General features: G+C 65.8%; 22 protein-coding genes and 1 tRNA gene. 12 read left to right on the forward strand and 11 right to left on the reverse strand.

Annotated elements, in window-relative coordinates; genetic code table 11:
* Positions 1-2: 2 nt before the first annotated feature.
* Positions 3-662, reverse strand: coding sequence for a fumarylacetoacetate hydrolase family protein (locus tag EUV02_RS00815; protein ID WP_135244335.1), 660 nt, complete (start codon positions 660-662; stop codon positions 3-5).
* A gap of 74 nt (positions 663-736) precedes the next feature.
* On the opposite strand from EUV02_RS00815, the gene kynU reads away from it, so the two are divergent.
* Complete coding sequence (gene kynU, locus EUV02_RS00820) at positions 737-1981, forward strand: kynureninase (protein ID WP_135244336.1); 1245 nt, start codon at positions 737-739, stop codon at positions 1979-1981.
* A 111-nt stretch (positions 1982-2092) separates the two neighbouring features.
* On the opposite strand, the gene EUV02_RS00825 is transcribed toward kynU, so the two are convergent.
* A complete protein-coding gene (locus EUV02_RS00825) occupies positions 2093-3706 on the reverse strand; it encodes a tetratricopeptide repeat-containing sulfotransferase family protein (RefSeq protein WP_135244337.1) in 1614 nt (537 codons plus the stop codon).
* 216 nt (positions 3707-3922) lie between these two features.
* On the opposite strand from EUV02_RS00825, the gene EUV02_RS00830 reads away from it, so the two are divergent.
* From EUV02_RS00830 to EUV02_RS00850, 5 genes are all read left to right on the forward strand, one after another.
* A complete protein-coding gene (locus EUV02_RS00830; RefSeq protein ID WP_135244338.1) occupies positions 3923-4630 on the forward strand; it encodes a PEPxxWA-CTERM sorting domain-containing protein in 708 nt (235 codons plus the stop codon).
* Positions 4631-4864: 234 nt separating this feature from the next.
* Positions 4865-5434 carry a ubiquinol-cytochrome c reductase iron-sulfur subunit gene (gene petA / locus EUV02_RS00835; protein ID WP_135244339.1) on the forward strand — a complete coding sequence of 190 codons (570 nt, stop codon included), beginning with the start codon at positions 4865-4867 and terminating at the stop codon, positions 5432-5434.
* Between the two features lie 9 nt (positions 5435-5443).
* Positions 5444-6754 carry a cytochrome b gene (locus EUV02_RS00840; protein WP_135244340.1) on the forward strand — a complete coding sequence of 437 codons (1311 nt, stop codon included), beginning with the start codon at positions 5444-5446 and terminating at the stop codon, positions 6752-6754.
* A gap of 11 nt (positions 6755-6765) precedes the next feature.
* Positions 6766-7608, forward strand: coding sequence for a cytochrome c1 (locus EUV02_RS00845; RefSeq protein ID WP_135244341.1), 843 nt, complete (start codon positions 6766-6768; stop codon positions 7606-7608).
* A gap of 197 nt (positions 7609-7805) precedes the next feature.
* On the forward strand, positions 7806-9113 hold the full coding sequence (locus EUV02_RS00850; protein WP_166430447.1) for a serine hydrolase domain-containing protein: 1308 nt from the start codon (positions 7806-7808) through the stop codon (positions 9111-9113).
* 53 nt (positions 9114-9166) lie between these two features.
* Here the strand turns inward: EUV02_RS00850 and EUV02_RS00855 are convergent, their stop codons facing one another.
* The 6 genes from EUV02_RS00855 to EUV02_RS00880 all read right to left on the reverse strand — a co-directional run bounded on the left by EUV02_RS00855 (position 9167) and on the right by EUV02_RS00880 (position 16167).
* On the reverse strand, positions 9167-10489 hold the full coding sequence (locus EUV02_RS00855) for an MFS transporter (protein WP_135244343.1): 1323 nt from the start codon (positions 10487-10489) through the stop codon (positions 9167-9169).
* A gap of 165 nt (positions 10490-10654) precedes the next feature.
* A complete protein-coding gene (locus EUV02_RS00860) occupies positions 10655-11755 on the reverse strand; it encodes an acyl-CoA dehydrogenase family protein (RefSeq protein ID WP_135244344.1) in 1101 nt (366 codons plus the stop codon).
* A gap of 12 nt (positions 11756-11767) precedes the next feature.
* Entirely contained in the window at positions 11768-12979 is a 1212-nt protein-coding gene (locus tag EUV02_RS00865; protein WP_135244345.1) for an acyl-CoA dehydrogenase family protein, read from the reverse strand.
* A gap of 1 nt (position 12980) precedes the next feature.
* Positions 12981-13394, reverse strand: a complete 414-nt coding sequence (locus tag EUV02_RS00870; protein ID WP_135244346.1) for a Zn-ribbon domain-containing OB-fold protein — start codon at positions 13392-13394, stop codon at positions 12981-12983.
* The gene (locus EUV02_RS00875; protein WP_135244347.1) at positions 13394-14548 is read right to left on the reverse strand and encodes a thiolase domain-containing protein; all 1155 of its coding nucleotides are present in this window, start codon (positions 14546-14548) and stop codon (positions 13394-13396) included. The genes EUV02_RS00870 and EUV02_RS00875 overlap by 1 nt, the downstream gene beginning before the upstream one ends.
* Complete coding sequence (locus EUV02_RS00880) at positions 14545-16167, reverse strand: AMP-binding protein (RefSeq protein WP_135244348.1); 1623 nt, start codon at positions 16165-16167, stop codon at positions 14545-14547. The genes EUV02_RS00875 and EUV02_RS00880 overlap by 4 nt, the downstream gene beginning before the upstream one ends.
* A 233-nt stretch (positions 16168-16400) precedes the next feature.
* On the opposite strand from EUV02_RS00880, the gene EUV02_RS00885 reads away from it, so the two are divergent.
* A complete protein-coding gene (locus EUV02_RS00885; RefSeq protein WP_135244349.1) occupies positions 16401-17519 on the forward strand; it encodes an acyl-CoA dehydrogenase family protein in 1119 nt (372 codons plus the stop codon).
* Positions 17520-17521: 2 nt separating this feature from the next.
* Positions 17522-18715: an acyl-CoA dehydrogenase family protein gene (locus EUV02_RS00890; RefSeq protein ID WP_135244350.1), complete on the forward strand. Its 1194-nt coding sequence runs from the start codon at positions 17522-17524 to the stop codon at positions 18713-18715.
* A gap of 9 nt (positions 18716-18724) precedes the next feature.
* Here EUV02_RS00890 and EUV02_RS00895 read toward each other — a convergent pair.
* A tRNA-Ser gene (locus EUV02_RS00895) sits at positions 18725-18815 on the reverse strand.
* A gap of 102 nt (positions 18816-18917) precedes the next feature.
* Entirely contained in the window at positions 18918-21110 is a 2193-nt protein-coding gene (locus EUV02_RS16075) for a flagellin N-terminal helical domain-containing protein (RefSeq protein ID WP_135244351.1), read from the reverse strand.
* 110 nt (positions 21111-21220) lie between these two features.
* On the opposite strand from EUV02_RS16075, the gene EUV02_RS00905 reads away from it, so the two are divergent.
* Positions 21221-21898, forward strand: coding sequence for an RluA family pseudouridine synthase (locus EUV02_RS00905; RefSeq protein ID WP_243445724.1), 678 nt, complete (start codon positions 21221-21223; stop codon positions 21896-21898).
* Between the two features lie 91 nt (positions 21899-21989).
* Here the strand turns inward: EUV02_RS00905 and EUV02_RS00910 are convergent, their stop codons facing one another.
* Entirely contained in the window at positions 21990-23456 is a 1467-nt protein-coding gene (locus EUV02_RS00910) for a DUF1254 domain-containing protein (protein ID WP_135244352.1), read from the reverse strand.
* 128 nt (positions 23457-23584) lie between these two features.
* Between EUV02_RS00910 and EUV02_RS00915 the strand changes: the two genes are divergently transcribed.
* The 3 genes from EUV02_RS00915 to EUV02_RS00925 all read left to right on the forward strand — a co-directional run bounded on the left by EUV02_RS00915 (position 23585) and on the right by EUV02_RS00925 (position 26882).
* The gene (locus EUV02_RS00915) at positions 23585-24757 is read left to right on the forward strand and encodes an acetyl-CoA C-acetyltransferase (RefSeq protein ID WP_135244353.1); all 1173 of its coding nucleotides are present in this window, start codon (positions 23585-23587) and stop codon (positions 24755-24757) included.
* Positions 24758-24981: 224 nt separating this feature from the next.
* On the forward strand, positions 24982-25887 hold the full coding sequence (locus EUV02_RS00920; RefSeq protein WP_135244354.1) for a crotonase/enoyl-CoA hydratase family protein: 906 nt from the start codon (positions 24982-24984) through the stop codon (positions 25885-25887).
* On the forward strand, positions 25884-26882 hold the full coding sequence (locus EUV02_RS00925) for an alpha/beta fold hydrolase (protein WP_207790078.1): 999 nt from the start codon (positions 25884-25886) through the stop codon (positions 26880-26882). The genes EUV02_RS00920 and EUV02_RS00925 overlap by 4 nt, the downstream gene beginning before the upstream one ends.
* The last annotated feature ends 26 nt before the right edge of the window (positions 26883-26908 follow it).

A 26908-nucleotide genomic window follows, 5' to 3' on the forward strand; every position in this document is an offset into this window, starting at 1 on the left:
TTTCAGGCCGGCGGTGCGATGGTCAGGTCGAGCGGCGCCAGTCCGTCGATGTGCGCGTGCAGCCGCGCGCCGACGCTCACCGGCCCGACACCGGCGGGCGTGCCGGTGAAAATCAGGTCGCCAGGCCGCAGAACCAGATAGCGCGCCAGCTCGGCGATGATTTCGGGGACCGACCAGATCATGTCGGACAGCTTCCCCGACTGGCGCACCATGCCGTCAACGCTGAGGCTGATGTTTGCGTCGGGCATCGTCGCGCCCAGCGTCAGCAGCCCGACCGGCGCGGCGCCGTCGAAGCCCTTTGCCATGTCCCACGGCCGCGCGGCGGCCTTGGCGGCAGCCTGCAAGTCGCGTCGCGTGAAGTCGATGCCGACGGCATGGCCGGCGATGCCGTCGGGTCCGATCGCGACGACGAGTTCGACTTCGTGATGGAGGTCAGATGTCATCGGCGGATAGGCGAGGCTGCCGCCCGGCAACACCGACGACGCGTGCTTGCTGAAAAAGAACGGCGGCTCGCGCACCGGATCGCTGCCCATTTCGCGCGCGTGCTCGGCATAGTTGCGACCGACACAGAACACCCGCCCGACTGCAAAGCGCCGCGTATCGCCGACAATGCCGAGGCTGGCGGGCGGCGCGGGGGCGAACAGATAGGGCGAATCGGACATGAGCGGCGGGCCTTTCGCTATCCGACCTAGCGCAGGCACTGCCGCCGCCGCAAATCGCTGCTATGGTCGCGGCGATGAGCACCGACCTGACCCGCGCGCACGCCGTGGCGCTTGACGCCGCCGATCCGCTTGGCGCGTTGGTAGATGAATTCGATATCGCGCCTGGGACCATTTACCTCGCGGGCAATTCGCTTGGGCCGCTGCCACGCGCCGCCGCGACCGCCGTCGCCGATGCCGTGCGCGAACAATGGGGCAGGGGCCTCGTCACCAGCTGGAACAAGGCCGGGTGGTTCGACCTGCCGTACCGCATGGGCGACGCCATTGCCGCGTTGGTCGGCGCCGACGCCGGCGAAGTGGTGATGACCGACAGCACCGGCATCAACCTGTTCAAGATGGTCGCCGCCGCCACCGCGCTCAACCCCGACCGCCGCGTCATCGTCATGGAAGGCAGCAACTTCCCGACGAACAATTACGTCGTGCAGGGGCTGACGCGCTGGCTCGGGCAGGGTCATGAAATACGCTTCGCCGAAAGTCATGAGCTCATCGATGCGATCGGCGACGATGTCGCCGTCGTCGCGCTGACGCACACGCACTACAAGTCAGCGCACATCCTCGACATGGCCGCGCTGACGGCGCGCGCGCATGCCGTCGGCGCGCTGACGGTGTGGGACCTGTGCCACAGCGCCGGTGCAATGCCCGTCGCGCTCAATGCCTGCGACGCCGATTTCGCGATCGGCTGCACCTATAAATATCTCAACGGCGGCCCCGGTAGCCCGGGGTTCGCATTTGCCGCGGCGCGCCACCATGCCGCACTCGACCAGCCGCTGACCGGCTGGTGGAGCCACCGTGCGCCGTTCGCATTCGACCGCGACTTTGCGCCGACCGAAGGCATCGGCCGGCTGCTCACCGGCACGCAGCCGATTCTGTCGATGGTTGCAGCGCAAGCCGGCCTCGAACTTGCCACACGCGCCGGTAGCGACGCAGCACGGGCGAAATCGATGGCGCTCGGGGCGCTGTTCGTCGATCTGATGGCCGCGCGGCTCCCCGATGCCGGCTTCCGCCTCGCCAGCCCGCGCGACATTGCCGCACGCGGCGGCCATGTCGCCTATGACCACGCCGACGGCTACCCGCTGATGAAGGCGCTGATCAGCCGCGGCGTCATCGGCGACTTCCGCGCCCCGTCAACGCTGCGCTTCGGCTTGTCGCCGCTGTACCTACGCTACGCCGACATCTGGGATGCGGTCGACCGGCTTGCCGATGTCGTTGAAAGCGGGCTCTGGCGCGCACCCGAATTCCAGACCGCCGAGAAAGTGACCTAAGGGCCTCCGGCGGGCAGGCCTGAGGCCTGCACCCATTTGTTTGGCGCTCTTCAATCGGCTGCAGGCCGCCATCTTGGACAAGTGCTGGCCTGCCCGCCGGAGGCCCTTGAATCACTTCTCATAGTCAAACTTGTCCACCCAAGGTGCCAGCACCGGCTGCACCGGCGCCAGCTGCGCGGCATAGCGGCGCCATTGGCCGATGCCGCTATCGGTCAGGCCGCGCGTCAGCTGGACGTCGCTGGGGGTGCGGAAGCGGCCGCCGATACGTGCGGCGAAGTCGCGCACCGCCGGGTCCCAATCGAGCCCTAGGAAGCCCAGCACCGCGCCGAGTTCGGCATCGAAATCGCGCACCAGCGTTTCGTGGCGGACATCGCGCAGGTTCAGCGGCATGATCGCGCGGCAGCGCTGCACGAGGCGCATGACCTGGTCATAATAGGCAGCAGCACCGTCGAGCGTCAGGAACTCGAACATCGCAGCATTGATCTGAAAGCGCCGGCGGAAACAGCTGAGCACGACATCGCGCGGGTCGCGCAGCGCCAGCAGGATTTTGGCGTCGGGGAACAGCTTGGCAATGACCGGCAGCGCGACGCTGTGCAGCGGCAGCTTGTCGACAACGGTGCGTCCGGCGACGCCACCGGGGACCGAGGCTTCGACTCGGCGCCAGTACTCGGCGCGGGCAGCGTCGGCGATCGCGGCATCGAGCGTTGCTAGACGCTGCAGCGCCGCGTCATTGTCGAGCCACCCCGGCGTCACTGCTGATAGATGGTCAAGCTCCTCGAGGCTGACGACGTCCGAATGCCCGGCAAGCGCCTTTTCAAGCAGTGTGGTGCCCGAACGCGGAAAGCCGATCAGGAAGGCATGGCCGGCGGCGGGGCACGCACCAGCGTCCCCGGTCCGCTGCTGCCACGCTGCCGCGGGTGCCGCGTCAAACCACGCTGTCAGCCGCCGTGCCTGGGCGATGCGGCGCTCGGGCAGCTCACGGGCGACGCGCGGGGCATTGGCGGCCTGCAGCAACGCATTGCGTGCGGTGTAGTCAGCAAACGCCGCCGCACATGCATCTTGTGCGTCATGCGCATCGGCGCGCAGGTCGAGCGCCGCGACGCGGTTCTGTGCGTTGATGTCGGGACGCGCCAGCAGGGCATCGAGCCGCGCGATGCAGCCGGAGGTGGCGCCGTGCAAGAACTCGGCGCGCGCCACCGCTAGCGTCGCGGTGACATTGCCAGGCGCCAGCACCAAGGCCGCCATGCCAAGCTCGCGCGCCGTTTCGGGGTCGCCCTGCCGAGCCGCGATGGCTGCGCGCGCGGCAAGTGGTTCGATTTCACCGGGACGCAGCGCGCTCGCCGCCGCGTAATGCGCTTCGGCGGCCGCAAGGTCGGCCTTCATGAACGTCACCGTGCCCGCGTCGATGCGCGCGGCATAGTTGTCGGGATCGATGGCGAGGCTGGCTTCAAGAGCGGTGCGCGCCGCGTCGAGCCCGCCCTGACGCGCGAGCAGTCCGCCGTAGCGCGCCAGCACCTCGGCGGCATCGGCGGCGGTGACACGCGGTCGGCCTTCGGTGCTCAAGGCTCGAAACACTTGCGCCAGCGCATCGGGATATTCGAGTCCGGCGCGCAACATGTCGAACGCGCGCTTGGCGGCTTCGTGACGGTCGCGCGCTGCTGCAGCGTGAATGGTAGCCCAACCATCGTCAGGCTGGCGCGCCGCGCCCGCCGTTGAAGCCGCCATCTTCTGTCCTCCGCTTGCCCGTGCGCCGGCGTCGATATGGTGCCAAAGTGTCAATAAAATTTACATATTCTTAGGCGCGTCGCAATGACTAACCGAAATTCACATTTGAATACAATCAGTTAAATTTTCGCAATTTTTTGGCACGATTCCTGCATCATTGCTTGTGGGTAGGGCGTCTCGTCTATCAACTGCCGTACGCGGCTTGGAGGGTCAATTATGAACTATATCGCAAAATTTGCGGCGCTTGCGGCGTTCGCCGGTGGCGCTGTTTCGGCGCAAGCGGCCGTGGTGTCGCTCAATTTCGAAGGCGTCAACGCGACGTACCCGTCGGGCTTCGCGCAGATTCTCAACTTTTACAACGGCGGCACCAGCAGCGACGCCACCACTGGTACCAACTATGGCGTGTCGTTCTCGTCGAACGCGCTGGCGCTGTGCCTGAACACTGCAACGGTCAACTGCTCGAACACGACCCGCGGTGGTCTCGCACCCGGTTCCGAATTCGGTGCCCTGTTCTTCCTGAGCGGCAGCTCGACCATTCTCGACTATGCAGCAGGCTTCACCACCGGCTTCTCGTTCAACTATTCGCAGGTCAGCCGTAGTGGCGGCACGGTAAACGTCTGGGACGGCCTTGGCGGCACCGGCAGCCTGCTCGGTTCGATCAGCCTGGCACTGACGCCGTCGGGCTGCTCGGGCTTCTTCGGCGCCTATTGCCCGTTCGTGCCGATCGGCGTTTCGTTCGGCGGTACCGCGAAGTCGATCGAGTTCGCCGGCGTCGCCAACTTCGTCGTGTTCGATGACGTGACCTTCGGCAGCGCGACGCCGGGGCCGGGCGTGCCCGAACCTGCCAGCTGGGCGCTGATGATCGCCGGCTTCGGCATGGTCGGCAGTGCACTGCGTCGCCGTCGCGGTTTCGCCACCGCATAACGGTTTCCAGCACCCCGGTGCTGTGCCCTCGATGGCGCGGAGCGGCCAAGCCCGTTCCGCGCCATCGCCATGTTCGGGCCGTGCCCGATCAGCGCGCAATGGCAAATCTGCCGCACAACTGCCCCCCGTGCCAAATTGCCCGTTGCACTGTGGCACCTGTCGCGGCTATCAGCCTTTCCAGTTCACGCGCGCCGCAGGGGTGGCGCGCACTTTGTGTTATGAGGGTGGCGCCGTATGGCTACTGATCAAGCCCATGTACCGGCAGCAGGCGAGCTGACCGAAAGCGGCGAGCGCCGCCGCGATTTCATTTACATCGCCACCGGGGCGTTTGCCGCGGTCGGTGCGGCAACGGTGGCTTGGCCGCTGATTAACCAGATGAACCCGTCGGCCGACGTGCTGGCGCTGGCGTCGATTGATGTCGATCTGGCCGCAGTGCAGCCGGGGCAGGCGATCAAGATCAGCTGGCGCGGTCTGCCGGTGTTTGCACGCAACCTGACGCAGGCCGAACAGGATGCCGCCAACAAGGTGCCGGTCGCCAGCCTGCGTGACCCGCAGACGCTCGCCGAACGCACCAAGGAAGGCCATACCAACTGGCTGATTACGCTGGGCGTTTGCACCCACCTTGGCTGCGTGCCGCTCGGTGCCGGCGAAGGCGAGACCAAGGGCGACTTCGGCGGTTATTTCTGCCCGTGCCACGGCTCGCAATATGACACAGCAGCACGCATTCGCTCGGGCCCGGCCCCGAAGAACCTTGAAGTGCCGCAATATGCGTTCAAGTCGCCGACCAGCGTGACGATCGGATAAGGTGAAACCATGAGCTTTCCCTGGGCCAAGCATTACGAACCCACCACCGAAGTCGGCAAGTGGATCGATTCGCGTCTGCCGCTGCCGCGGCTGATCTATGATTCAGTCGGTGCCGGTTATCCGGTGCCGAAGAACCTCAACTATTTCTATAACTTCGGCGTGCTCGCCGGTGTCGCACTGGTCGTCCAGATCATCACCGGCATCATCCTGGCGATGCACTACACGCCGAACGTCGGCCTCGCGTTCAACTCGGTCGAACACATCATGCGCGATGTGAACTCGGGCTGGATGCTGCGCTACATGCACGCTGTCGGTGCGAGCTTCTTCTTCATCGTCGTCTATCTGCACATCTTCCGCGGGCTCTACTACGGCTCGTACAAGCCGCCGCGCGAAGTGCTGTGGCTGCTCGGCATGGTCATCTACCTGCTGATGATGGCGACGGGTTTCATGGGCTATGTGCTGGTCTGGGGCCAGATGAGCTTCTGGGGCGCCACCGTCATCACCAACCTGTTCTCGGCAATCCCGGTAGTCGGCGAAGCGATCCACACCTGGCTGCTCGGCGGTTTCTCGCCCGACAACGCCACGCTCAACCGCTTCTTCTCGCTGCACTATCTGCTGCCGTTCGTGATCTTCGGCGTGGTCATCCTGCACGTCTGGGCGCTGCATATCCCCGGTTCGAACAACCCGACCGGCGTCGATATCAAGGGTCCGCAGGACACCGTGCCGTTCCACCCCTACTACACCGCGAAGGACTTTTTCGGTCTCGGCGTCTATTTCACGCTGTTCGCGATCGTCGTCTTCTACCTGCCGAACGCGCTGGGTGAACCCGACAACTATATCGCTGCCAACCCGCTTTCGACGCCGGCGCACATCGTCCCCGAATGGTATTACTGGCCGTTCTACGCGATCCTGCGCGCCTTCACCGTCAACTTCCTGTGGGTGCCGGCGAAGCTGTGGGGCGTGCTCGCCATGTTCTCGGCGATCCTGCTGCTGTTCTTCCTGCCGTGGCTCGACAAGTCGCCGGTGCGGTCGAACAACTATCGCCCGCTGTCGAAGCTGTTCTTCTGGGTGTTCGTCGTCGACTGCCTCATCCTCGGCCTGTGCGGCGGCAAGCCTGCGGCCGAGCCGTGGCTGCGCATCAGCCAGTTCGCGGCAGCCTATTATTTCGCGCACTTCCTGATCATTCTGCCGATCATCAGCCGTATCGAACGGCCGCTGCCGCTGCCGAAGTCGATCTCGGAAGCCGTGCTGACCAATGCCGGCCATAGTGTCGAAGCTGCTCGCGCTGCGGTTGCCGCCGTGCCGCAGCCGGCCGCGTAAGGGGATTACCAATGGGTCGTTTGATCGCCTTTCTCGCGCCGTTCGCCATTGGCGGCGTCTTTGTCCTCGCGCTGCTCGTCGGTGCCTTCATGCCACGCGATGCCGTCACGCCCGACCCGACGCTCGCGCTGCACAAGGAAGCCAAGGAAGTCAGCTTCCAGAGCGACGGTCCGTTCGGCACCTACGACCGCGCGCAGTTGCAGCGCGGCTTCAAGGTCTATCGTGAAGTCTGCTCGGCGTGCCATTCGCTGCACCAGGTGGCGTTCCGCGACCTCGCCGCGCTCGGCTTCACCCAGGCTGAAATCAAGGCGATTGCCAAGACCAACGAACAGCCGACGATCGACGAAAAGACCGGCGAACCGGCCATGCGCCCGGGCCTGCCGTCGGACAAATTCTATGGCCCTTACGCCAATGAAGTCGCCGCACGCGCTGCCAACAACAATGCGCTGCCGCCTGACCTGTCGCTGATGACCAAGGCGCGCGAACACGGCAACCGCTACGTCTATTCGCTGCTGACCGGCTATGCCAACGCCCCCGCGGGCTGGAAGGTGCCGGATGGCCTGAACTACAACCCGTACTTCAAGTCGATCAACATCGCGATGCCGGCACCGCTCGCCAGCGAAGGCCAGGTCGAATACACCGACGGCACCAAGCCGACGGTCGACCAGATGGCCAAGGACGTTGCGGCGTTCCTCACCTGGACCGCCGAGCCCAAGCTCGTCGAACGTCATCGCACCGGCTTCGGCGCGGTTATCTTCCTGCTCATCATGACCGGCCTCGGCTACCTCAGCTATCGCCGCGTCTGGGCGGAGATCAAGTACAAGACCAAGAAGGGCGAAGTCGCTTCGGCGTAAGCGCCTCGGCCGTCTGCAAGTTCAAGGCCGCCCGGCAACGGGCGGCCTTTTGCTTGGCCGAGGTGCTATCGCGGAAGATATTGCCCACGGCACGCAAACGCGTTGCGCGGCCGGACTTTCCCACACAATATCGGCGACGATTTCAGGTAAGGACAGAGCAAATGAACCTCGGCAGCCGATCTGTGCAACGAACCGCGATGACGCTTGCGGCAACCTTTGCTGTGTTGGCGCTGGGGGCGCCCCGCGCTGCGGCTGAACCGGCGAATACGCTACCCGGCGGCATATTGGCGGAAGCGCGCGCCGGCTTCACGCCCGAACAGGCACGCAAACTTCGACAGGGCTACAGCCCCGAAGCGTTGATTGCGGCGGGTGACGTTGCGCTGTTCCACTTCCTTGATATCGGCCTGTGGCTGGAAACCGAGATTGCCGCACGAAGTGGCGCGGTCATGCCTCTCGAAGTCCGTCTCGATCCCGCGATCGGACAGACCCATGTCGGCACTGCCGGCGGCGGCTTGCCGCTGCTCGCCTATCTGCGGTCGGAAAAGTCGCGGGCGCAGGGCATGATTGTGATGCAGGGCGGCCGGATCATCTTCGAAGACTATCCCGGCATGCGACCGACCGATAACCATGTCTGGATGTCGATTTCGAAGACGACGGCATCGCTGGTCGTCCGCCAGCTGGTCGAAGAAGGCAAAATTGACGTCGACAAGCCTATCGACAGCTATATCCCCGCGCTGCGTGGCACCGAATGGCGCGGCACGCGGGTGATCGACGTGCTCGACATGGCGTCGGGCATGGACATAGTCGAAAATCAGGCTAACCGCGAGAATCCGCACTCGATCATCGCGCGCTACAACCATGCGACCGTTGGCGAACCCAATGCCGATGGCAAGGTCGAGAGCCAGCTCGAAGTCATCCGTACCGCGAAACGGATGGGGCCGGCCGGCGTGGCCTTCGACTATTCCTCGCTCAACACAACGGTGCTGGCGCTGCTGGCCGAAGCCGTCGAAGGCCGGCGCTGGGGCGATATCTTTCAGGACCGCGTCTGGGCCAAGATGGGGGTCGAGGGCGACATGCAAGTCGCGCTGGCACCCGACGGCACCCCGCAGGCCCACGGCTTGTTGGCGACGCGGTTGCGCGATCTGGCGCGCTACGGGCTGCTGTATACGCCGAGCTGGGCCAAGGCATCACGCGAACAGATTGTCAGCGATGCCTATGTCCACGAGATCCAGACCGGCGGGCGCCAGCAGATTTTCCGCAAGGGCGAACTGGGCAATGTGATGGCGAAGGCGGTTTTCCCGGCACATCCGCCGTCGGCGAACCACTGGCAATGGGACGCCATTTGGGATGACGGCGATTTCTTCAAGGGCGGGGTGTTCGGGCAGGGGCTCTATGTATCGCCGCGCAACGATCTTGTGGTGGCGTGGTATTCGACAGTGATGTCATCGGACCTGCCGCAATATGCGCGACAGATCTCGGATGACCTGGGCAAGCGCAAGCCCTAGCCGTCACGCACATTCGGCAGATGCAAAGGCAGTAGTGCGAGGTTGCCGCGCGCCTACGCGCCGTTCGCGGCGTAGCGCGGGTCCTTGACCAGCAGCGTCACCACCGCCAGCGCGCAGCCGAGCAGCGCCATCGACAGCCCGATTAGCGTCGTGAAGCCATAGACCGTCGCGATGACGCCGCCGATCAGCGGGCTTATCGACGCGACCGAGGTTTCGGCGGTGGCCGAGATGGCGAGGCGCATCGGGATATCGGCTTTGGAGCCGAATTCGAGCACCAGCGTCTGCGCGCCCATCATATAGCCCGAACTCGCCGCGCCCATCGCGACAAAGCCGAGCACGAAGCCGGCTTGGTCGTGCGCCACCAGCATCATGCCGAACGCGCCGATCCACAGCAGCAGCGACAACAGGAACACCAGCCGGAAGCCCTTGCGGTCGCCGAGCATGCCCCAGACCAGATTGGCCAGCGTGTCGGCGCCCAGGAACGCGAACGACAGCAGCCCGAGCGCGCGGCCATCCAGGTGCATGACCTGCCCGGCATGCAGGATGCAGAACGGCATGCCGATGCGCCCCGCCGTCGTCAGCAGCTGGCTGATCAGGAAGTATTTGTACGCCTTGTCGTGCAGTAGCAGCGGCAGCTCGCGCACCCGGTGGCGCAGCTTCATCGGCGCGCGGCGCTGGTGGCTGTCGGGCTCGCGGATCAGCGTCACCAGTACCGTCAGGCCGAGGCTGGTCAGGATAAAGCTCAGCATGAACGTCGTCGCATAGCCGTTGCCGAGCACATTGCCGGCGATCAGCGTCTTGCCCGCCCACCACGACAGTGCCGCCGCAATCGCGCCGCCCGCCAGGTTGCGATACCCCTGTAACCGCCCGCGCTTGTCGAGCGGAATGACCTTTGCCATCAGCATCTGGAACGACACACGCTGCGCGCCCGAATAGTAGCCGAACATCGTCAGGAACAGCAGCGTCAGCCCGATCAGCCACGGCCCCGACAGCAGCCACCCGGCCAGCGCCAGCCCGAGCAGCGGCAGCCGCATCATCATGCCGGTGCGCAACGCGGTGGGCAGGATGCGCTTCTTGTCCTCGATGGTGCTGGCATTGATCAGCGGCGATGCCACCGCACCGATCTGCTGCAGTGCCTGCGACAGCCCGACCATCATCGACGAACCGGTGAGCATGAAAATATACGCTGGCACGAACGTCGGCGCGTTGATCAGCCGGAACCCCGTCATGCCGAGCATGCCGTGGCCGAAATTCGCGATGAAATTGCGCTTCAGGTTTGCCGCGACAAACGCATCATTGGCATGATCGTCGGGCGCGAGCGTCGGGTCACCGAATTCGATGCCGTGGCGTTCGAGGTCGTCTTCGTTGACGGTCATTTTAAGGCCAAAAGGGAAAGGATAAGGGCCTCCGGCGGGCAGGCCTGAGGCCTGCACCCATTAGTTTGGACGGTGCCAATGCGACCCACGCCGGTTGTTGCAGCGCCGGCAGAAGATGGGTGCAGGCCTCAGGCCTGCCCGCCGGAGGCCCTTGCTGCTCAATCTTCAATACCCTGCCAAACTTGCATACCGATCGCGGTGAAACGTCGACGACCCCCAGGCGTTTTCGAGGACGCGGGCGCGTTTGATGTAGAAGGCGATGAAATATTCGTCGGTCATGCCGATTCCGCCGTGGAGCTGGATGACTTCGCGGCTGACGAGGTGCAGCGTGTCGTTGGCAGTGGCCTTGGCGAGTGACGCCATCGCCGGTACGTCGGTGCTGCTGTCCAGGGCGGCGAGTGCGGCTTCGACATCGGTGCGCATCAGTTCGATGCGCGTGAACAGTTCCGCCATGCGGTGCTGCAGCGCCTGGAAGGTCGCGAGGATCTGGCCGAACTGGACGCGCTGCTTGAGATAGTCGAGCGTCACGCCGAAGCTGTGCTCCGCCAGCCCGAGCATTTCGGCGGCGGTGACGATGCGCGCGCGGTCGAGCAGCCGGTCGAGCAGGTCGCTGCCGCCGAGATACGCGTCGGCGCCGACTTTGACATTTGCCAGCGTGACGTTTGCGTGGCTGCGCGAGTCGGTGAGTTTGCGCGTGGCGAGGCCGAGGCCCGCCAAATCGGCAGGCACCGCGAACACGCCGACACCGTCGGGCGTCTGCGCCGCTACGATAAACAGCGCCGCGCCATGCGCTTCATGGACGAACGCCTTGGTGCCGCTGAGCGTCCAGCCGTCGCCAGACTTGGTCGCCGTTGTGGCGATGGCGGCGGGGTTGTGGCGCGGGCCTTCGTCGATGGCGAGCGTGCCGACGACTTCGCCCGAGGCCAGCCTGGGCAACCACGTCGCTTTCGCCGCGTCGCTGCTGCCGAGCACCAGCGCACTGGCGGCAAGCGCCGAGGATGCGAGCGGGCTGGCGGTCAGCGTCTTCGCGGTTTCTTCGAGCACGAGGCCGAGGCTGAGCCAGCCGAAGTCCGAGCCGCCAAACTTTTCCGGGATGACAATGCCGGCCCAGCCCATTTCGGCCATGGTTTTGAAGGCATTGGCGTCATAGCCGCACGCCGGCGCCAGGTCGCGGAACTTGCGGAACGCGGTGACCGGGCTTTCGTTCGTCGTCCATTCGCGCGCCATGTCGCGCAGCATCGTCTGTTCTTCGCTGAGTACGGCCATCGTAACGGTTCCTTACTGGTGGTCGAGCATGCCAAGGATGCGCTTGGCGATGACGTTGTTCTGGATTTCGGTCGAGCCGCCGTAGATCGTCGTCGCCTTGCCGGAGAGCCAGCCGCGTGTCGCCGCGAGCTCGGCGTCGGAGAAGCCTTCACCCTCCCAGCCCAGCCCCTGCAGGCCGGTGATTTCGATCAGCAGCTCGGACCGTTCCTGCACGAGCTTGGTGCCGACGGTCTTGAGGATCGAGCTGACTTCGGAGACGCCGCCCGCAGCCTTCGATTCTTGCGTGATACGCTGCGTGGTGAGCAAGAACGTCCGCCAGTCCATTTCGAACTTGGCGATGCGCGCGCGCAGCTCGGGGTCGGCAATGCGGCCCTGCGCATCGGTGCCGAGCGCTTCCTTCGCGGTCGCCACCAGCCCCTGCGCCATTGCCGCCGCCATGCGGCCACCGCCGCCCGAAATATTGGTGCGTTCGTGCTGCAGCAGGCGCTTGCCGATCGTCCAGCCCTGGCCTTCCTCGCCGACGCGGTTTTCCTTGGGCACCTTCACATTGTCGAAGAAGGTTTCGCAGAACGGCGACATGCCCGAAATCATCTGGATCGGCTTGACGCTGACGCCCGGCGATTTCATGTCGATGAGCAGGAAGGTGATGCCCTCGTGCTTTTTCGACTTGTCGGTGCGGACCAGCGCGAAGCACCAGTCGGCCCATTGCCCGCCCGACGTCCAGGTCTTCTGGCCGTTGACGATGTAATGGTCGCCCTTATCCTCGGCGAAGGTCTGCAGCGACGCGAGGTCGGAGCCGGCGCCGGGTTCCGAATAGCCCTGGCACCAGCGGATATCGGCGGTGCAGATCGCCGGCATGTGCCGCAGCTTCTGTTCCTCGCTGCCATATTCGAGCAGCGTCGGCCCGAACATCAAAATGCCCATGCCGCCGATCGGGTTCCACGCGCCGATGCGCGCCATTTCCTGATTTAAAATCGCCGCATGCGCCTTCGACAGCCCGCCGCCGCCATAGGCCTTCGGCCAGGTCGGCGTGCCCCAGCCTTTGCCGCCGAGCGCCTTGCGCCACGCGGTGCCTTCGGGGCCGGCGCTGTCGGCGCCGTAGGGGGAGGTCATCGCGCCGCCCTTGCCTTTCAGCGACGCGGGGAAGTTGGCGGCGAGCCAGTCCTGCACTTCGCTGCGGAAGGCTTCGAGCGCGTCGGGTTGTTCTTTTGCGGCAGTAGCCATCTCAGTCTCCAGACGGGGTGAACATCGGGTAGGGGGCGCCGGTGCTGCCATCGGGCGCGCTGCTCGGCACGAAGCGCACCTGCACGCGCTGGCCGATGGCCAATGCGTCATGGTCGCAATCGGTGATGTTGGTCATGATCGACGGACCTTCGTCGAGCGTCACATAGGCCAGCGTGAACGGCGCGTTCGGGCCGCGCCGCATCGTCGACAGCGTGTAGATGCTGCCCTTGCCCGAACAAGTTTCCCACACCGTCGCGTCCGAGCCGCAGAACGGGCAGATGGTGCGCGGGTAGTAATGCGCTTCGCCGCACGAAGTGCAGCGCTTGACGAGCAACTGGCCTTGCGTGGCGGCGTCCCAGAACGGCTTGGTTTCGGGGTTGATTTCGGGGGCGCGGAGTTTGCGGGGTTCGGTCATTATTGGCGCTCCAACACAAGCGTCGCGGCACCGTGGCGGATGCCGAGCGAGCCGCCGATGCCGGTGGCGACGGCAAGGTCGCAGTTCGGCACCTGCACCGCCGGATGCGCTTCGCCGCGCAGTTGCCTCACTGCTTCGATGACCTTGGTGATGCCGCCGCGGTTCGACGGGTGGTTGTTGCACAGCCCGCCGCCATCGGTGTTGAACGGCAGCTTGCCGACCCCCGAAATCAAATTGCCGTCGGCGACAAAACGCCCGCCTTCACCCTTGGCGCAAAAACCGAGGTCTTCGATCTGCATCAGCACGGTGATGGTGAAGCTGTCGTAGATCGATGCATATTTGATGTCGGCAGGTGTAACGCCGGCCTCTGCGAACGCTGCCGGGCCTGAACGCGCTGCGGCAGATGTCGTGAGGTCGAGGTTGCGGCCACCGTTCGGCCCCTTGAGCGCTTCGCCGGCACCGCGCACCGCCACCAGCGGGCGCTTCAAACCACGCGCGATTTCGGGCGCGACGACGACCAGCGCGCCGCCACCATCGGACACCACGCAGCAGTCGAGCCGGTGCAGCGGGTCCGAAATCATTGGCGAGTTGATGACATCCTCGACCGTCACCACGTCGCGCAGCATCGCGTGCGGGTTGTGCTGCGCGTGCGTCGAGGCCGCGACCTTGATCCACGCCAACTGCTCGCTGGTCGTGCCGTACTGATACATGTGGCGCGCTGCGCACATCGCGTACGTATTCTGTGTCGATTGCCCGACCCAGTTTTCGAAACCGGCCTCGGGCGCGCCTGGGCGGAAAGCGCTGAACGCTTCGGAGCGCGGCCGGCCGGCCAAGGTAATCAGCGCCACCGAACATTTGCCCGCGGCAATCGCTGCAGCCGCATGCGCGACGTGCAGGATATACGACGAGCCACCGGTTTCGGTGTTGTCGATATGGCGCGGGGAAATCCCCAAATAGTCGACCATCGACAGCGCGCCGAACCCCGCCGCGTCGCCGGCACAGAAATAGCCGTCGACATCGGCCAGCGTCAGCCCGGCATCGGCCAGCGCGCCGCGCGCACATTCGGCGTGGAGCTGCGGCGTCGAGTGGTCGGGCGCCAGCCGCAGCGGGTGCTCGAAGGCACCCGCGATATAGGCCTTGTTGCGGATGGTCATGCGGTGCCGAACGCCGCGATCGCCCGCTCCTTGACGACCTTGTAATCGAGCTTGCCGTTGGGGGCGCGCGCGACGCTTTCGACGATCAGGATATGGCGCGGTGCCTTGTAGCCCGACAGCAGCGCCTTGACGTGCGCGATCAGTTCGTCGGGGTCGGGCGTGGCAACGCCTTCCATCAGGTCGACCAGCGCGGCGATGCGTTCGCCAAAGCGCGGATCGGGCAGCCCGGTGACAGCGGCGTCGCGCACCGCCGGATGGCGCTTCAACACTTCCTCGACTTCTTCGGGGAAGACCTTCTCGCCGCCGGTGTTGATGCACTGGCTGCCACGGCCGAGCAACGTCAGCGTGCCGTCGGCCGCACACGTCGCCCAGTCACCGGGGATCGACCAGCGCCGCCCATCGAGTTCGGGGAAGGTCGCCGCCGACTTCGCCGGATCCTTGTAATAGCCAACCGGCAGGAAGCCGCTGACCGCGACGCGGCCGCGTTCGGGCGAGCCGGGTTCGACGCGGCGGCCGTCTTCGGTGAACAGCGCGCAGTTCGGCCCGAGCGTGAACGCCGCCGTCGCGACTTCTTCGGTCGCCGTCATCATCGAGCTGCCGAGCCCGAGCGCTTCGGACGACGAGAAGGCATCGACCAGCGTGATCTGCGGCATGTGGCGGATCAGCCCGAGCTTGTTTTCGCGCGCCCACATCGCGCCCGACGATGTCATCATCATCACGCTCGACAAGTCCCAGCGTCCCGGATTGGCATCGAGCACTTCGAGCAGCGGCTGCGCGAACGGCTGGCCGACGATGGTGATGCGCGTCGCCTTGTATGTCGCAACGATGTCCCACAGTTGCGCCGCGCTGAATGCGCCCTGCGGCAGCAGCAGCACCGTGCCGCCGGCGACCAGCGCCGCCATCGCGGTCAGCATGCCGGTGCCGTGCATCAGCGGCGGGCCGATCATCGCGCGCGGGCGGATGGGGGCGGCGGCAGCACGCGGGCCGGCTTCCTCGGGGCTGGACAGTGCCGGCACGCCCGCAAGCGGATTGGCGCCATAGTCCGACAGCCCGAGCAGGTCGCCGGTGCGCCACATCACGCCCTTGGGCATGCCGGTGGTGCCGCCGGTGTAGATGAACATCATGTCCTCGCCGCTGCGGCCCCAGGGCGCGATGACCTGCTCGGTGCGCGGGGCGATGCTGGCGTAATCGACCGCCCAGGCGGGCACCGGTGCGCCGTCGCGGGCAATCGCGATCCACAGCTTGACGCCGGGCAGCTTGGCGCGAACGGGTTCGATGACCGACGCATAGCCGGCTTCGAACACCACCGCCTCGGCATCGGCATTGTCGAGCAGATAGGCGATTTCTTCGGGGGCGTAGCGGTAGTTGACGTTGAACGGTACCATGCCCGCCTTGAACGCCGCGTAGTAGCCCGTCAGATATTCGGCGCAGTTCTGTGTGTACGACGCGACCTTGGCCTGCTGGCCCAGCCCGGCGGCGAGCAACGCGGCGGCGATGCCATTGGCCTTGGCGTCAAAATCGCGCCACAGCAGCACATCATCGCCCTGAATGAATGCGGCTTGGTCGGGCAGCGCGGCAGCCACCGATTCCCAGATATTGGCGTAGCTCCAGGCGCTCATGCGACGAACTCCCGGCTGGAAGTCGGGCGTGCGTGTGCAGGTCGTGTCATGTGTCGGTTCCCAAGGTGTGCGGCACTTGGCGGCCGCTTGTTTTCGATTGTCAGCATCCGATAGTCCGGCCTAGGAAGGCCGACGTCAAGCCGGTGTGCGGTCTATTTCGCCGGCTTGTGCTGAAAAATGACAGTGGCAGTGTCACCCGCACGGTGGCACGCCCGAGCAAGCGGGGCGGAGCGATGAGCCAGACAACCACCGAAGAGCGCAATGCCATCCAGGCCAGCGTGCGGTCGCTGATGGAGGACCGCAACACCGAAGCCGATGTCCGTCGCGTCATGGAAACCGCCGAGGGGCATGACCCGGCGGTATGGCAGCAATTGGTCGAACTCGGGCTGACCGGACTCGTCATCGCACCCGAATTCGGCGGCGCCGGGCTCGGGCCGGTCGAACTTGAACTAGTTATGGAAGAAACCGGCGCAGCGCTGCTGGCATCGCCGTTGCTGTCGAGCAGCGTGCTCGCGGCGGGGCTGCTGACGGCGGCCGGCGACGCCGCAGTCAACAAGCGGCTGCTGTCGGCGATTGCCGCGGGCAAGACAATCGCCACTGTCGCGATGACCGGTGATGCCGGGACGTGGACCGCCGACGGCGTTGCGGTCAGCGCACGCGCCGATGGCGACAAATGGTTGCTCGACGGCCGTGCCAATTACGTCACCCATGCGCAGCTCGCCGATGTGCTGCTGGTGCTGGCGCGCACCCCCGCCGGCATCCGGATTTTCGAGGTCGCCGCCAAAGCCGCTGGCGTGACGATTTCACCGCTGCCGACGTTCGACCGCACCTTGCGGCTGGCGCGCATCGATTTCGCCGGCGTTGCCGCGATGCCGGTCGGCACCGCCGGCTGGCCCGCTGCCGAAGCCGCGCTGCAACTGGTGCTGGTGGCGCTGGCGGGTGAACAGGCCGGCGGCGCGCGCCGGATGTTCGAAAAGACCGTCGACTATGCCAAGACGCGCATCCAGTTCGGCCGCGCCATCGGCAGCTTCCAGGCGATCAAGCACATGGCCGCCGATTTGCTGATCGAAGTCGAATCGGCGACGTCGGCGGCACGTGCTGCCGCGACTGCACTCGATGCCGCCGGCGAAGGCTCGAACGAACCCGCCGATGCGGCAATTCACCTCGCAGCGTTCGCCTGCGCCGATGCCTACACCACCGTCACCGCGACGGCGGTGCAGATGCACGGTGGCATCGCCTTTACCTGGGAACACTCCGCGCATCTCTATCTGCGCCGCGCCCGCGCGCAGGCGCAACTGTTCGGCGCCCCCGCGTATCACCGCGAGCGCTTTCTTACTGCCTTGGGAGCCTGACCATGACGACCGAAATCAGCGATGACGCCCTGCGCGCCGAAGTCCGCGCCTGGCTCAAGGCCAACTACCGCCCCGAAGAGCTGCGCGGCGCAACGCTGTGGAGCTCGACCCCCGAAACGCGGGCGTGGCTGACCAAGGTTCTGGAAGCCGGCTGGGCCACGCCGCGCTGGCCTGCCGAATGGTGGGGCCGCAGCCTGCCCGAACATCAGGCGCGCATTGTCGAGCGCGAATTCGCTGCCGTAAAGGCACCCGGCGCCGGACAGGACCGCGGCAACCTCTACGCCAACACCGCGATGGCGTACGGCAATGACGCGCTGAAGGCGCATTTTGTCCGCGGCATCCTGACCGGCGAAATCAACATGTGCCTGCTCTATTCGGAACCCGGCGCCGGGTCCGACCTCGCCGGCATCCGCACCCGTGCGGAGCTGAAGGGCGACAACTACATCGTCAACGGCCAGAAGGTCTGGACCTCGGGCGCGATGACCGCCGACTATGGCATGCTGATCGCGCGCACCGACTGGGATGCCCCCAAGCACGGCGGCATCAGCTTCTTCTTCTTGCCGATGAAGCAGCCCGGCGTCGAAGTCCGGCCGCTGCGCCAGGTCACCGACGAATCGCATTTCAACGAGGTGTTCATTACCGACGCGGTTTGCCCCGTCGACAACCGGCTTGGTGCCGAAGGCGCCGGCTGGCGCGTGCTGCAGACCGCACTCGCCTATGAACGCTCAGTGATGGGCGACGGCGCGCGCGGCCCGCGCAACGCCAGCGCCAAGGTCAGCCTGATCGATCTGGCGCGCGATGCCGGCAAGCTGAACGATCCGGTGCTGCGTCAGGATCTGGCGCGCGTCATCGCCTATCGCCGCCTCAATGACCTCAACAACGCCCGTGCCAAGGCGGATCTGAAGGAAGGCACGTCGAGCCCGATCATGTCGCTCGGCAAACTGGCGATGTCCCGCATCCTGCACGAAGAAGCGCGGCTGCGGACGTCGATGCTCGGTGCCGCGAGCCTGCTCGAAGGCAAGGACTTCCCGGTGTCGGACGACGCCAACTTCCTGTCGCTCAACGCCTATTTCACCTCGATCGGCGGCGGCACCGACCAGATCCAGCGCAACATCATCGGCGAACGCGTGCTCGGCCTGCCCAAGGAACCCGAAGTCGACCGCGACGTTCCGTTCCGCGAGGTGCGCGCCGGGTAGCGGGGGAATTGGCGGAGCGGGTGGGATTCGAACCCACGATAGGCTTTTAACCTATACACACTTTCCAGGCGTGCGCCTTCGACCACTCGGCCACCGCTCCGCAGCGGAACGGGGCGGGTAGCACCGCGAAGCGACGCGTTCAACGTAAAAGGGCGGCCCGTTGCCGGACCGCCCCTCCACGCTGGTTTCTGACCCGGGCGACTTAGCGCAGCAGCTGCAGGACCTGTTGCTGCGACTGGTTGGCCTGTGCCAGCATCGCCTGTGCCGCCTGGCTGAGCACCTGCGACTTGGCGAGGTTGGTGGTTTCGGCCGAGAAGTCGGCATCGATGATCCGCGACCGCGACGAGATCAGGTTGGTCGAGGTCGAGCTGAGGTTGTTGACCGTCGCTTCAAGGCGGTTCTGCACCGCACCGAGGTTGGCGCGGTCGAGGCTGACCGACGACAGCGCCTCGTCGATTGCGGTCAGCGCCGCGTCGGCGCCTTCCTGCGTCGACAGGTCGATGTCCGCGACCTTCAATCCGCCCTTGTCCGAACCATAGCCATTCTGTTCGAAGCCGAGCTTGGTGAAGTTCGACGTCGCGCCGAAACCGAGCGAGCCGGCTTCGATGTCGATGCTTTTCGACGAGGTCAGCGACACCGTCGAATACGCCGTCTGCACGGTGTCAGCGCTGTAGATCGTCGTGTCGGCAAGACCGGTCGAGGTATAGGCCGTGCCGGTGCCGCGCTGGGTGATGTTGCCTAGCCCGAAATTGGCCGCGACCACACCGCCGACGTTGCTGTGGCTGACGCTGATGTTGCGCCCGTCCGCCGCGGTCAGCGACAGCCCGCCCTTGCCGCTGTCGCTGGCGACGACACCGGTAAGCCCCGAGTATTTGTTGATTTCGGCAGCGACGTTCTGGCGCGTGGCCTGGGCGCTGTCGTTCTGGTCGAGCGTGATGGCAATCTGCACGCCGTTGATCGCGACGTTGATGGCAACCGTGGAGGCGACCACCGTCGTCGGGGCCGAGCCGTCGAGCGTCAGCGAATCGGCCTTGGCCGTGACGCCGGTCGCAGCCGTCGACGAATTGATCGCGGCTGCGATGGCGATGGCGCTGCCGGCCTTGTTGCTCGACAGTGCCAGCGTGTCGGAAAAGGTGTCATCGGCGGCAATGGCGCCGCGGATGGCGGTGCCGTTGATCACCAGATCGCCCGAATTGAGCGAGTAGGCGGTCGCCGACGTCGTGGCGACGGCGCGGGCATCGGAATTCACCGAAGAGACACCCCGCGCGAACGTGCCTTCGTGCAGCCCCGACCGGGCAATCTGGCCCGACGTCGTCGATGACAGCACGACGGGGTTGCCGTTCTGCGACACCAGGCTGAAGCTGCCCGACTGCGCGCCGGTCTTGAGGCCCGTCGACGCCGCGGTCAGCGTGCTCAGCGACACGACGATGTTGCGGCCGTCAGCAGCTTCGAGCCGGATGCCGGCCTTGTCATCGCCGGTGTCGACCGCCTTGACGCCGGTCTGCCCCGACATCAGGTTGATCGCGTCGATGGTCAGCGTGCGGCTGGCGGCGGCGTTGGTCGTGGTGGTGATCGCTGCCGACGTGAAGCCGTTGATGGTGACTGTGCCGGTCAGCGCCGCACCGGTCATCGACGTGCCGGTCATCACCGTCTTGCCGACAACGGCGGTAACGCCGCTCTGGTCGGCGACGCGGTTGATCGCCGCCGCCTTGGCAATTGCCGACGCACCCTTTTCAGCCGAAGACACGCTGTCGTCCGACGCCGAGGAGGCGCCAACGACGACGCCGTTGATCAGAAGATCGCTGGCGATCAGCGATTCGTTCGCCGACAGGTTCGATGCGGTCGCCTGGAAGGCGCCGGTGGCGCTGAGGGCGGCGGTAGCGCCGGTGCCGAGATCGGCAGCACGTGCCGAACCGATACCGAAGGTCACGGTCTCGCCGGCGCGGCTGCCGGTCTGCAGCTGCAGACCCTTGGCGGAGCCGTCGAGCAGTTTGATGCCGTTGAAGTTGGTGCGCGAGCCGACGCTGTCGATTTCGCCGGTCAGCTGCTTGATTTCGGCCTGCAGCGCCTTGCGGTCATCGCCGGTGACAGTGCCGTTGGCGGCCTGCACGGCGAGTTCGCGCATGCGCTGCAGCATGTTGGTGACTTCGCCCATCGCGCTTTCAGCGGTCTGCGCCATGCTCATGCCATCGTTGGCATTGCGGATTGCCACCGAAAGACCGCGGACGTCGGCGGTCATGCGCTGCGAAATCGCGAGGCCGGCGGCATCATCCTTGGCCGAGTTGATGCGCTGGCCGGTCGAAAGCTGCTCCATCGCCATGCTGAGGCCCATCTGGGCGGTGCGCTGGCCGGCCTGTGCCGTCAGTGCGGAGGTGTTGGTGTTGATAACGGTCATGTCTGCAATCTCCCATGCGGTGCCCGGCCACCGCGGACAGGGAGGCCGATGCAGCTAGGGACGGCGGGGCGCGAAAATAATTAACTGTGCGGTGCGCCGCGAAAGCTGGCATGAGCGCAGCCATGGACGATCTCGCTGCCCGCATTCTGTATATCGACGCGCATCTGCTGGTGTTGAACAAGCCCGCGGGACTCGCGGTGCACCCCGGCCCGCAGACGCCCGAAAGCCTTGAAGACCACCTCTACGCGCTGCGCGAAGGCTTCCACCGGCCGCCGCAACCAGCGCACCGGCTCGACCGCGACACCTCGGGCTGCCTGGTGCTGGCGCGCAACCCGCGCGCCCACAAGAAGCTGACGCAGCTGTTCATGGAAGGCGCTATCGGCAAGACCTATTGGGCACTCGTCGACGGCGCGCCCGAAGGCGATGAAGGCCTGATCGATGCGCCGCTGTTCAAGGTGTCGACGCGCGAAACCGGCTGGCGGATGATCATCGACCCGCGCGGCAAGGCGGCGCGCACGCGCTGGCAAGTGCTCGAACGCGCCTCGCCGCACAACGGCAACCGCTCAACGATGGCGTTCATGCCTGAAACCGGCCGCACGCATCAGGTCCGCGTCCATGCGGCCGCACTGGGCTGCCCGATTACCGGCGATCCGGTCTATGGCGCAGGGCAGGGGCCGATGCGCCTGCACGCGCGGCAAATCGTCATTCCGTTCACTGCGGGCCAGCCGCCGGTCAGCGTGATTGCGCCGTTACCCGACGATTGGCGGGTGGGCGTGCTGACGGCTTAAGAGCCTCCGGCGGGCAGGCCTGAGGCCTGCACCCAATTGAAGAGCGCATAACAATTGGGTGCAGGGCCTAGGCCCTGCCCGCCGGAGGCCCTTATTCCTTCGGCTCCGTCGTCGAAATCGGCTCGACCTTTTCGACGCCCGGCAGCGCGAAGCTGCCGTCGACGATGCTGCCGCGCGGCAGATAGGCGCGGAACACCAGCACGAACGGGCCAGGCGGGATCGGCAGCCAGTTGACGGCGCGTTCGCCGAACGGCTTGGCGGTCTGCAGGAACAGCTCGACCGAGCCGTTGCGATCGACGTGCAGGAACTTGGTGCGGTCGGTAATCGCGTAGCGCTTCGACGGCGTGTCGTAGAAGAACAGCCGGCCGTCCTTTTCCTGTTGGTAGACGGTCAACGACCAGAAAGCGCCGATCGGCATGTTGGCCGGCAGCCGCAGATAATAGCCGGTGCCCTTGCCAGCGAGCGGAGCGCCTTCCTTGTCGACGCTGGTGCGGAAATAGGCGGCTTCCTGGCGCGGCAGTGCCGCAAGCCCGCCGAGCGCGACCTTGGCGCGGGTGGCGTCGTCATCGCCGAACTGGCCGGCGTTGGCCGCCGAAATCGTCCAGCCGTTGACCGGCTCGCCCGCGGCCAGCCCGGTGCGCAGTTCGGCGCGCAGTTGCGGCAGCGCGCGGTTCCACAGCGCCTGCTGCTCGGGCGTCAGCTTGGCGAAGGCGTCCTTGTCGCCGGGCACGATGCCGATATCGGCGAACTTCGCCATGCGCGCGGCGTCATTCGCCGGTACCGGCCCGCGGCCGAGCGCTTCGTTGACCACCGCAAGGAAGGTCTTGGCGTCGGGCACCAGCGTCGGCACCGCGGTCACAGGCTTCAGGTCCTTGAGCGCGATTTCGGGCTTCAATGAGAATTGCTTGATGGCGTCGGCGGCGTTGATCAGATCATCCTGGCCGTTGACGACGACGCGCACCAGCATCCACGCATCGTTGGTGGCGCTGCGCACGACGGGGATACCTTCGGGCGCGCGGCCCTGCCAGTCGGGGCCGACGAGCAGCACATTACCGCCGACGCCGCCCATGCGCGTGCCCAGCACCGAGGTGTTGTCGGTAAACAAATCCATCAGCGCCGCGCTGTGATAGCGTCGCGGCAGCGCCGGCATGGTCAGCGTCACCGGCCCGCCCGAAAGATCGAGCCAGGCGCTCGAATATAGCGTGTCGTTGTTCGGCGTGGTGACTTCGCGCGACGCGGCATCGGCGAGCGTCAGGCGCGGCAGGAAGTGGTTGACGCCGGGTACGCCGAGCTTGGCAGTGGTCGCCATATAGTTGGCGCGCGTGCGCATCATTTCATAGACCGGGAAGCCAAACTGGAAGGCACCGCGGACATGCGCCAGCTCGGCGCTTTCCTCGAGCGGTGTGACGACCGGCTCGGGCTTGGCAACGGCAGGCTTGGAAGCCGGCTTGGCGGCTGCGGCCTTCGCGGGCGCCTTGGCGGCGGGCTTGGTCGTCGCCGCCGCACCGGGCAGCGCAATCAGCAGCGCCAGGGCTGCGGCAGTAAGGATATTGCGCATTGGCTCCCCTTCATTATTACAGTGCGCTTTAAATTGCAGGCGACTGCAACAAGCACTGGCACTCGCGTTCCATCTTGTGCAAGGACGTTGGTGTCAAGCAAACGGACCAATGAAAAAGGAGAATTCTTGTGGGTGAAGCTTATATTGTTGCAGCGGGTCGTACCGCCGGTGGCCGTCGCGGCGGTCGTGTCAGTGGCGTGCATCCGGCCGACCTCGCCGGCAAGGTGCTCGACGAGCTCGTCGTGCGTGCCGGTGCCGATCCGGCGCGCATCGAAGACGTCATCATGGGTTGCGTCAGCCAGTTCGGCCAGCAGTCGGGCAACATCGGCCGCAACGCCGTCATGGCCTCGTCGCTGCCCGAGTCGGTTCCGGCCACCTCGGTCGACCGCCAGTGCGGCAGCTCGCAGCAGGCGCTGAGCTTTGCCGCTGCCACCGTGATGAGCGGCCAGATGGACATGGTCATCGCCGCCGGTGTCGAAAGCATGAGCCGCGTGCCGATGGGCGCCGCTGCCAAGCTGGCGCACGAAGCCAACCTCGGTTCGCCGAACAGCCCGAAGATCAAGGCACGCTACAACGGCCATCAGTTCAGCCAGTTCGTCGGCGCCGAAATGATCGCCAAGAAGTATAATTTGTCGAAGGACGAGCTCGACGCGTTCGGCTTTGAAAGCCACCGCCGCGCCATCGCCGCGACCAACGGCGGCGCGTTCAAGGACGAAATCATCGCCGTCGAAGTCGTGCTGCCCGATGGCAGCACCGAACTCCACACCATCGACGAAGGCATCCGTTTCGACGCCAGCCTCGAAGGCATCCGCGCGGTCAAGCTGCTGCAGGAAGAAGGTCGTCTGACGGCTGCCACCTCGTCGCAGATCTGCGATGGTGCCTCGGGCGTGCTCGTCGTCAATGAACGCGGCCTCAAGGAACTCGGCGTCAAGCCGCTGGCGCGCATCCACGCGATGACCGTCATCGGTGAAGACCCCGTCATCATGCTCGAAGCGCCGATCAATGCGACGCGTCGCGTGCTCGACCGTGCCGGCATGAAGCTCGATGATATCGACCTGTTCGAAGTCAACGAAGCCTTCGCCAGCGTGCCCGCAGCCTGGCTGCAGCAGCTCGGTGCCGACCCCGCCAAGCTCAACGTCAACGGCGGCGCCATCGCGCTCGGCCACCCGCTCGGCGCCAGCGGCACCAAGCTGATGAGCACGCTGATCTATGCGCTCAAGGCGCGTGGCAAGAAGTGGGGCCTGCAGACGATGTGCGAAGGCGGCGGTCTCGCCAACGCCACGATCATCGAAATCCTCTGACCTGTCTTCCCCTCCCCGCAAGGGGAGGGGCGACTCGCCAAAAGCGAGCGGGGGTGGGTGCCATCGTTCAGACTGGCACTTCCCGCTCGCCGAGGCGCGTTGACTGCGTTTCGACAGGCGACGCCGGCATGTGCATGCGCGTGCGCCCAAGCACCCACCCCCGCTCGCCTGACGGCGAGTCGCCCCTCCCCTAACGGGTAGGGGAAGAGCAGCAGGAGCTTCCCATGGCATTCGAACAAATCATCTACTCGGTCGCCGACGGCGTCGCGACGATCACGCTCAACCGCCCCGAAAAGCTCAACGCCTTCACCGGCAAGATGATGAGCGAGATGATCGAGGCGTTCGACATGACCGACGCCGATGACAACGTCAAAGCCGTCATCGTCACCGGATCGGGCCGCGCCTTTTGCGCCGGTGCCGACCTGTCCGAAGGTGCCAAGACCTTCGATTATGACGCACTCGGTGTCGGCCGCGGCGGCGGCGGCTCGCCGACACGCGCCGATGGTACCACCGATTACAGCCACCATGCGGTGCGCGACGGCGGCGGTCGCCTGACCTTGCGCATCTTCGAAAGCCTGAAGCCCGTCATCGGCGCGATCAACGGCGCGGCGGTCGGCATCGGCGTGACGATGCAGCTGGCCATGGACATCCGCATCGCCAGCGAAGCGGCACGCTTCGGCTTCGTCTTCGCCCGCCGCGGCATTGTCCCCGAAGCCGCGTCGAGCTGGTTCCTGCCGCGCATCGTCGGCATCTCGCAGGCGCTCGAATGGTGCTATTCGGGCCGCGTCTTCGGTGCCGAGGAAGCGCTCGCCGGCCGCCTCGTCAGCCGCGTTGTCGCGCCCGACCAGCTGCTCGCCGAAGCCAATGCGCTGGCGCGCGAAATCGCCGACAATTGCGCCCCCGTCTCGGTATCGCTGACGCGGCAGATGATGTGGCGCATGCTGGGTGCCGATCACCCGATGGAAGCGCACAAGATCGACAGCCGCGCCATCTGGGCCCGCGGTCGCCAGGCCGATGCCAAGGAAGGCGTCGTCAGCTTCCTAGAAAAGCGTCCCGCGAAGTATCCCGACACCGTGTCGAAGAACATGCCCGACTTCTTCCCGTGGTGGGACGAGCGTCACTACAAATGAGCGACGCGCCCACGCCGACAGAGGACCCCATCGATCCGCTGAGCGCCGATGATCCGGCACGCGCGGCGCGTATGGCGGCGTGGGCGGAAATCCCGGCGCCGTTGGCGGCGTTCAACGGCGCCGTCCCGCCCGCACCTGCGTGGTTCGGCGCCGCGCTGGCACACGCCCCCGAACGCAGCTTCACCGATGTCGGCGGCACGCAAATCGAAACGCTGACCTGGGGCGAACGCGGCAAGCCGGGGCTGCTGCTGATGCACGGCAACGGCGCCAATGCCGACTGGTGGAGCTTCATCGCGCCGTTCTTTGCCGCCGATTACCGCGTCGTGGCGTTTTCGTGGAGCGGCATGGGGCGGTCGGACCACCGCGACACCTACGGCTTCGAATTGTTCGTCGACGAGCTGATCGCCGTCGCCGAAACCGCCGGGGCGTTCGATGCCGGCAAGCCGCTGATGGTCGGCCACAGCTTTGGCGGCTTCCTGATGATGGCGACGGTGCAGCGCGCCGGTGCACGCTTCAAGGGCGCGGTGATTGCCGATACGCCGTTTTCCGAACCCGATGACCCGCACCGCCACCGCCCGCCGCAGCGCAGCGGCTCGGCGCACCGGCCCAACCCGACACTCGCCGCCGCGCTGGCGCGCTTCCGGCTGGCGCCGCCGCAGGGCTGCGAAAACCCGTACATTGCCGACTATATCGCGCGCCATTCGCTGCGCGAGACGCCCGAAGGCTGGGTCTGGCGCTTCGACCCGATGATCTTCGGCCGGCTCAGTGTCGATGATACCTTCGACCTGCTGTCGAACCCAAGCTGTCCGGTGGCGCTGGTCTGGGGCGACAAGTCGTTCCTGATGCCGCCGCACCGCGTCGAACGCATCCTGGCGCGCTTGCCTGCGGGTTCCCCGGGCATCGCCATTCCCGATGCCGAGCACCATGTGATGATCGACCAGCCTTTGGCGTTCGTCGCGGCACTGCGCGGGCTTTTCGCCGGCTGGCCGCACTGATAGGGTCGCGTACGGGGAGACACATC

Source organism: Glacieibacterium arshaanense, assembly GCF_004681125.1.
GTDB classification, from domain to species: Bacteria; Pseudomonadota; Alphaproteobacteria; order Sphingomonadales; family Sphingomonadaceae; genus Polymorphobacter_A; species Polymorphobacter_A arshaanense.

Excerpts from the sequence above, each read along its gene's own strand:
- EUV02_RS00815 (WP_135244335.1), bottom strand. The coding sequence starts at position 662 with ATGTCCGATTCGCCCTATCTGTTCGCCCCCGCGCCGCCCGCCAGCCTC.
- kynU (WP_135244336.1), top strand. The coding sequence starts at position 737 with ATGAGCACCGACCTGACCCGCGCGCACGCCGTGGCGCTTGACGCCGCC.
- EUV02_RS00825 (WP_135244337.1), bottom strand. The coding sequence starts at position 3,706 with ATGGCGGCTTCAACGGCGGGCGCGGCGCGCCAGCCTGACGATGGTTGG.
- EUV02_RS00830 (WP_135244338.1), top strand. The coding sequence starts at position 3,923 with ATGAACTATATCGCAAAATTTGCGGCGCTTGCGGCGTTCGCCGGTGGC.
- petA (WP_135244339.1), top strand. The coding sequence starts at position 4,865 with ATGGCTACTGATCAAGCCCATGTACCGGCAGCAGGCGAGCTGACCGAA.
- EUV02_RS00840 (WP_135244340.1), top strand. The coding sequence starts at position 5,444 with ATGAGCTTTCCCTGGGCCAAGCATTACGAACCCACCACCGAAGTCGGC.
- EUV02_RS00845 (WP_135244341.1), top strand. The coding sequence starts at position 6,766 with ATGGGTCGTTTGATCGCCTTTCTCGCGCCGTTCGCCATTGGCGGCGTC.
- EUV02_RS00850 (WP_166430447.1), top strand. The coding sequence starts at position 7,806 with ATGACGCTTGCGGCAACCTTTGCTGTGTTGGCGCTGGGGGCGCCCCGC.
- EUV02_RS00855 (WP_135244343.1), bottom strand. The coding sequence starts at position 10,489 with ATGACCGTCAACGAAGACGACCTCGAACGCCACGGCATCGAATTCGGT.
- EUV02_RS00860 (WP_135244344.1), bottom strand. The coding sequence starts at position 11,755 with ATGGCCGTACTCAGCGAAGAACAGACGATGCTGCGCGACATGGCGCGC.
- EUV02_RS00865 (WP_135244345.1), bottom strand. The coding sequence starts at position 12,979 with ATGGCTACTGCCGCAAAAGAACAACCCGACGCGCTCGAAGCCTTCCGC.
- EUV02_RS00870 (WP_135244346.1), bottom strand. The coding sequence starts at position 13,394 with ATGACCGAACCCCGCAAACTCCGCGCCCCCGAAATCAACCCCGAAACC.
- EUV02_RS00875 (WP_135244347.1), bottom strand. The coding sequence starts at position 14,548 with ATGACCATCCGCAACAAGGCCTATATCGCGGGTGCCTTCGAGCACCCG.
- EUV02_RS00880 (WP_135244348.1), bottom strand. The coding sequence starts at position 16,167 with ATGAGCGCCTGGAGCTACGCCAATATCTGGGAATCGGTGGCTGCCGCG.
- EUV02_RS00885 (WP_135244349.1), top strand. The coding sequence starts at position 16,401 with ATGAGCCAGACAACCACCGAAGAGCGCAATGCCATCCAGGCCAGCGTG.
- EUV02_RS00890 (WP_135244350.1), top strand. The coding sequence starts at position 17,522 with ATGACGACCGAAATCAGCGATGACGCCCTGCGCGCCGAAGTCCGCGCC.
- EUV02_RS16075 (WP_135244351.1), bottom strand. The coding sequence starts at position 21,110 with ATGACCGTTATCAACACCAACACCTCCGCACTGACGGCACAGGCCGGC.
- EUV02_RS00905 (WP_243445724.1), top strand. The coding sequence starts at position 21,221 with ATGAGCGCAGCCATGGACGATCTCGCTGCCCGCATTCTGTATATCGAC.
- EUV02_RS00910 (WP_135244352.1), bottom strand. The coding sequence starts at position 23,456 with ATGCGCAATATCCTTACTGCCGCAGCCCTGGCGCTGCTGATTGCGCTG.
- EUV02_RS00920 (WP_135244354.1), top strand. The coding sequence starts at position 24,982 with ATGGCATTCGAACAAATCATCTACTCGGTCGCCGACGGCGTCGCGACG.
- EUV02_RS00925 (WP_207790078.1), top strand. The coding sequence starts at position 25,884 with ATGAGCGACGCGCCCACGCCGACAGAGGACCCCATCGATCCGCTGAGC.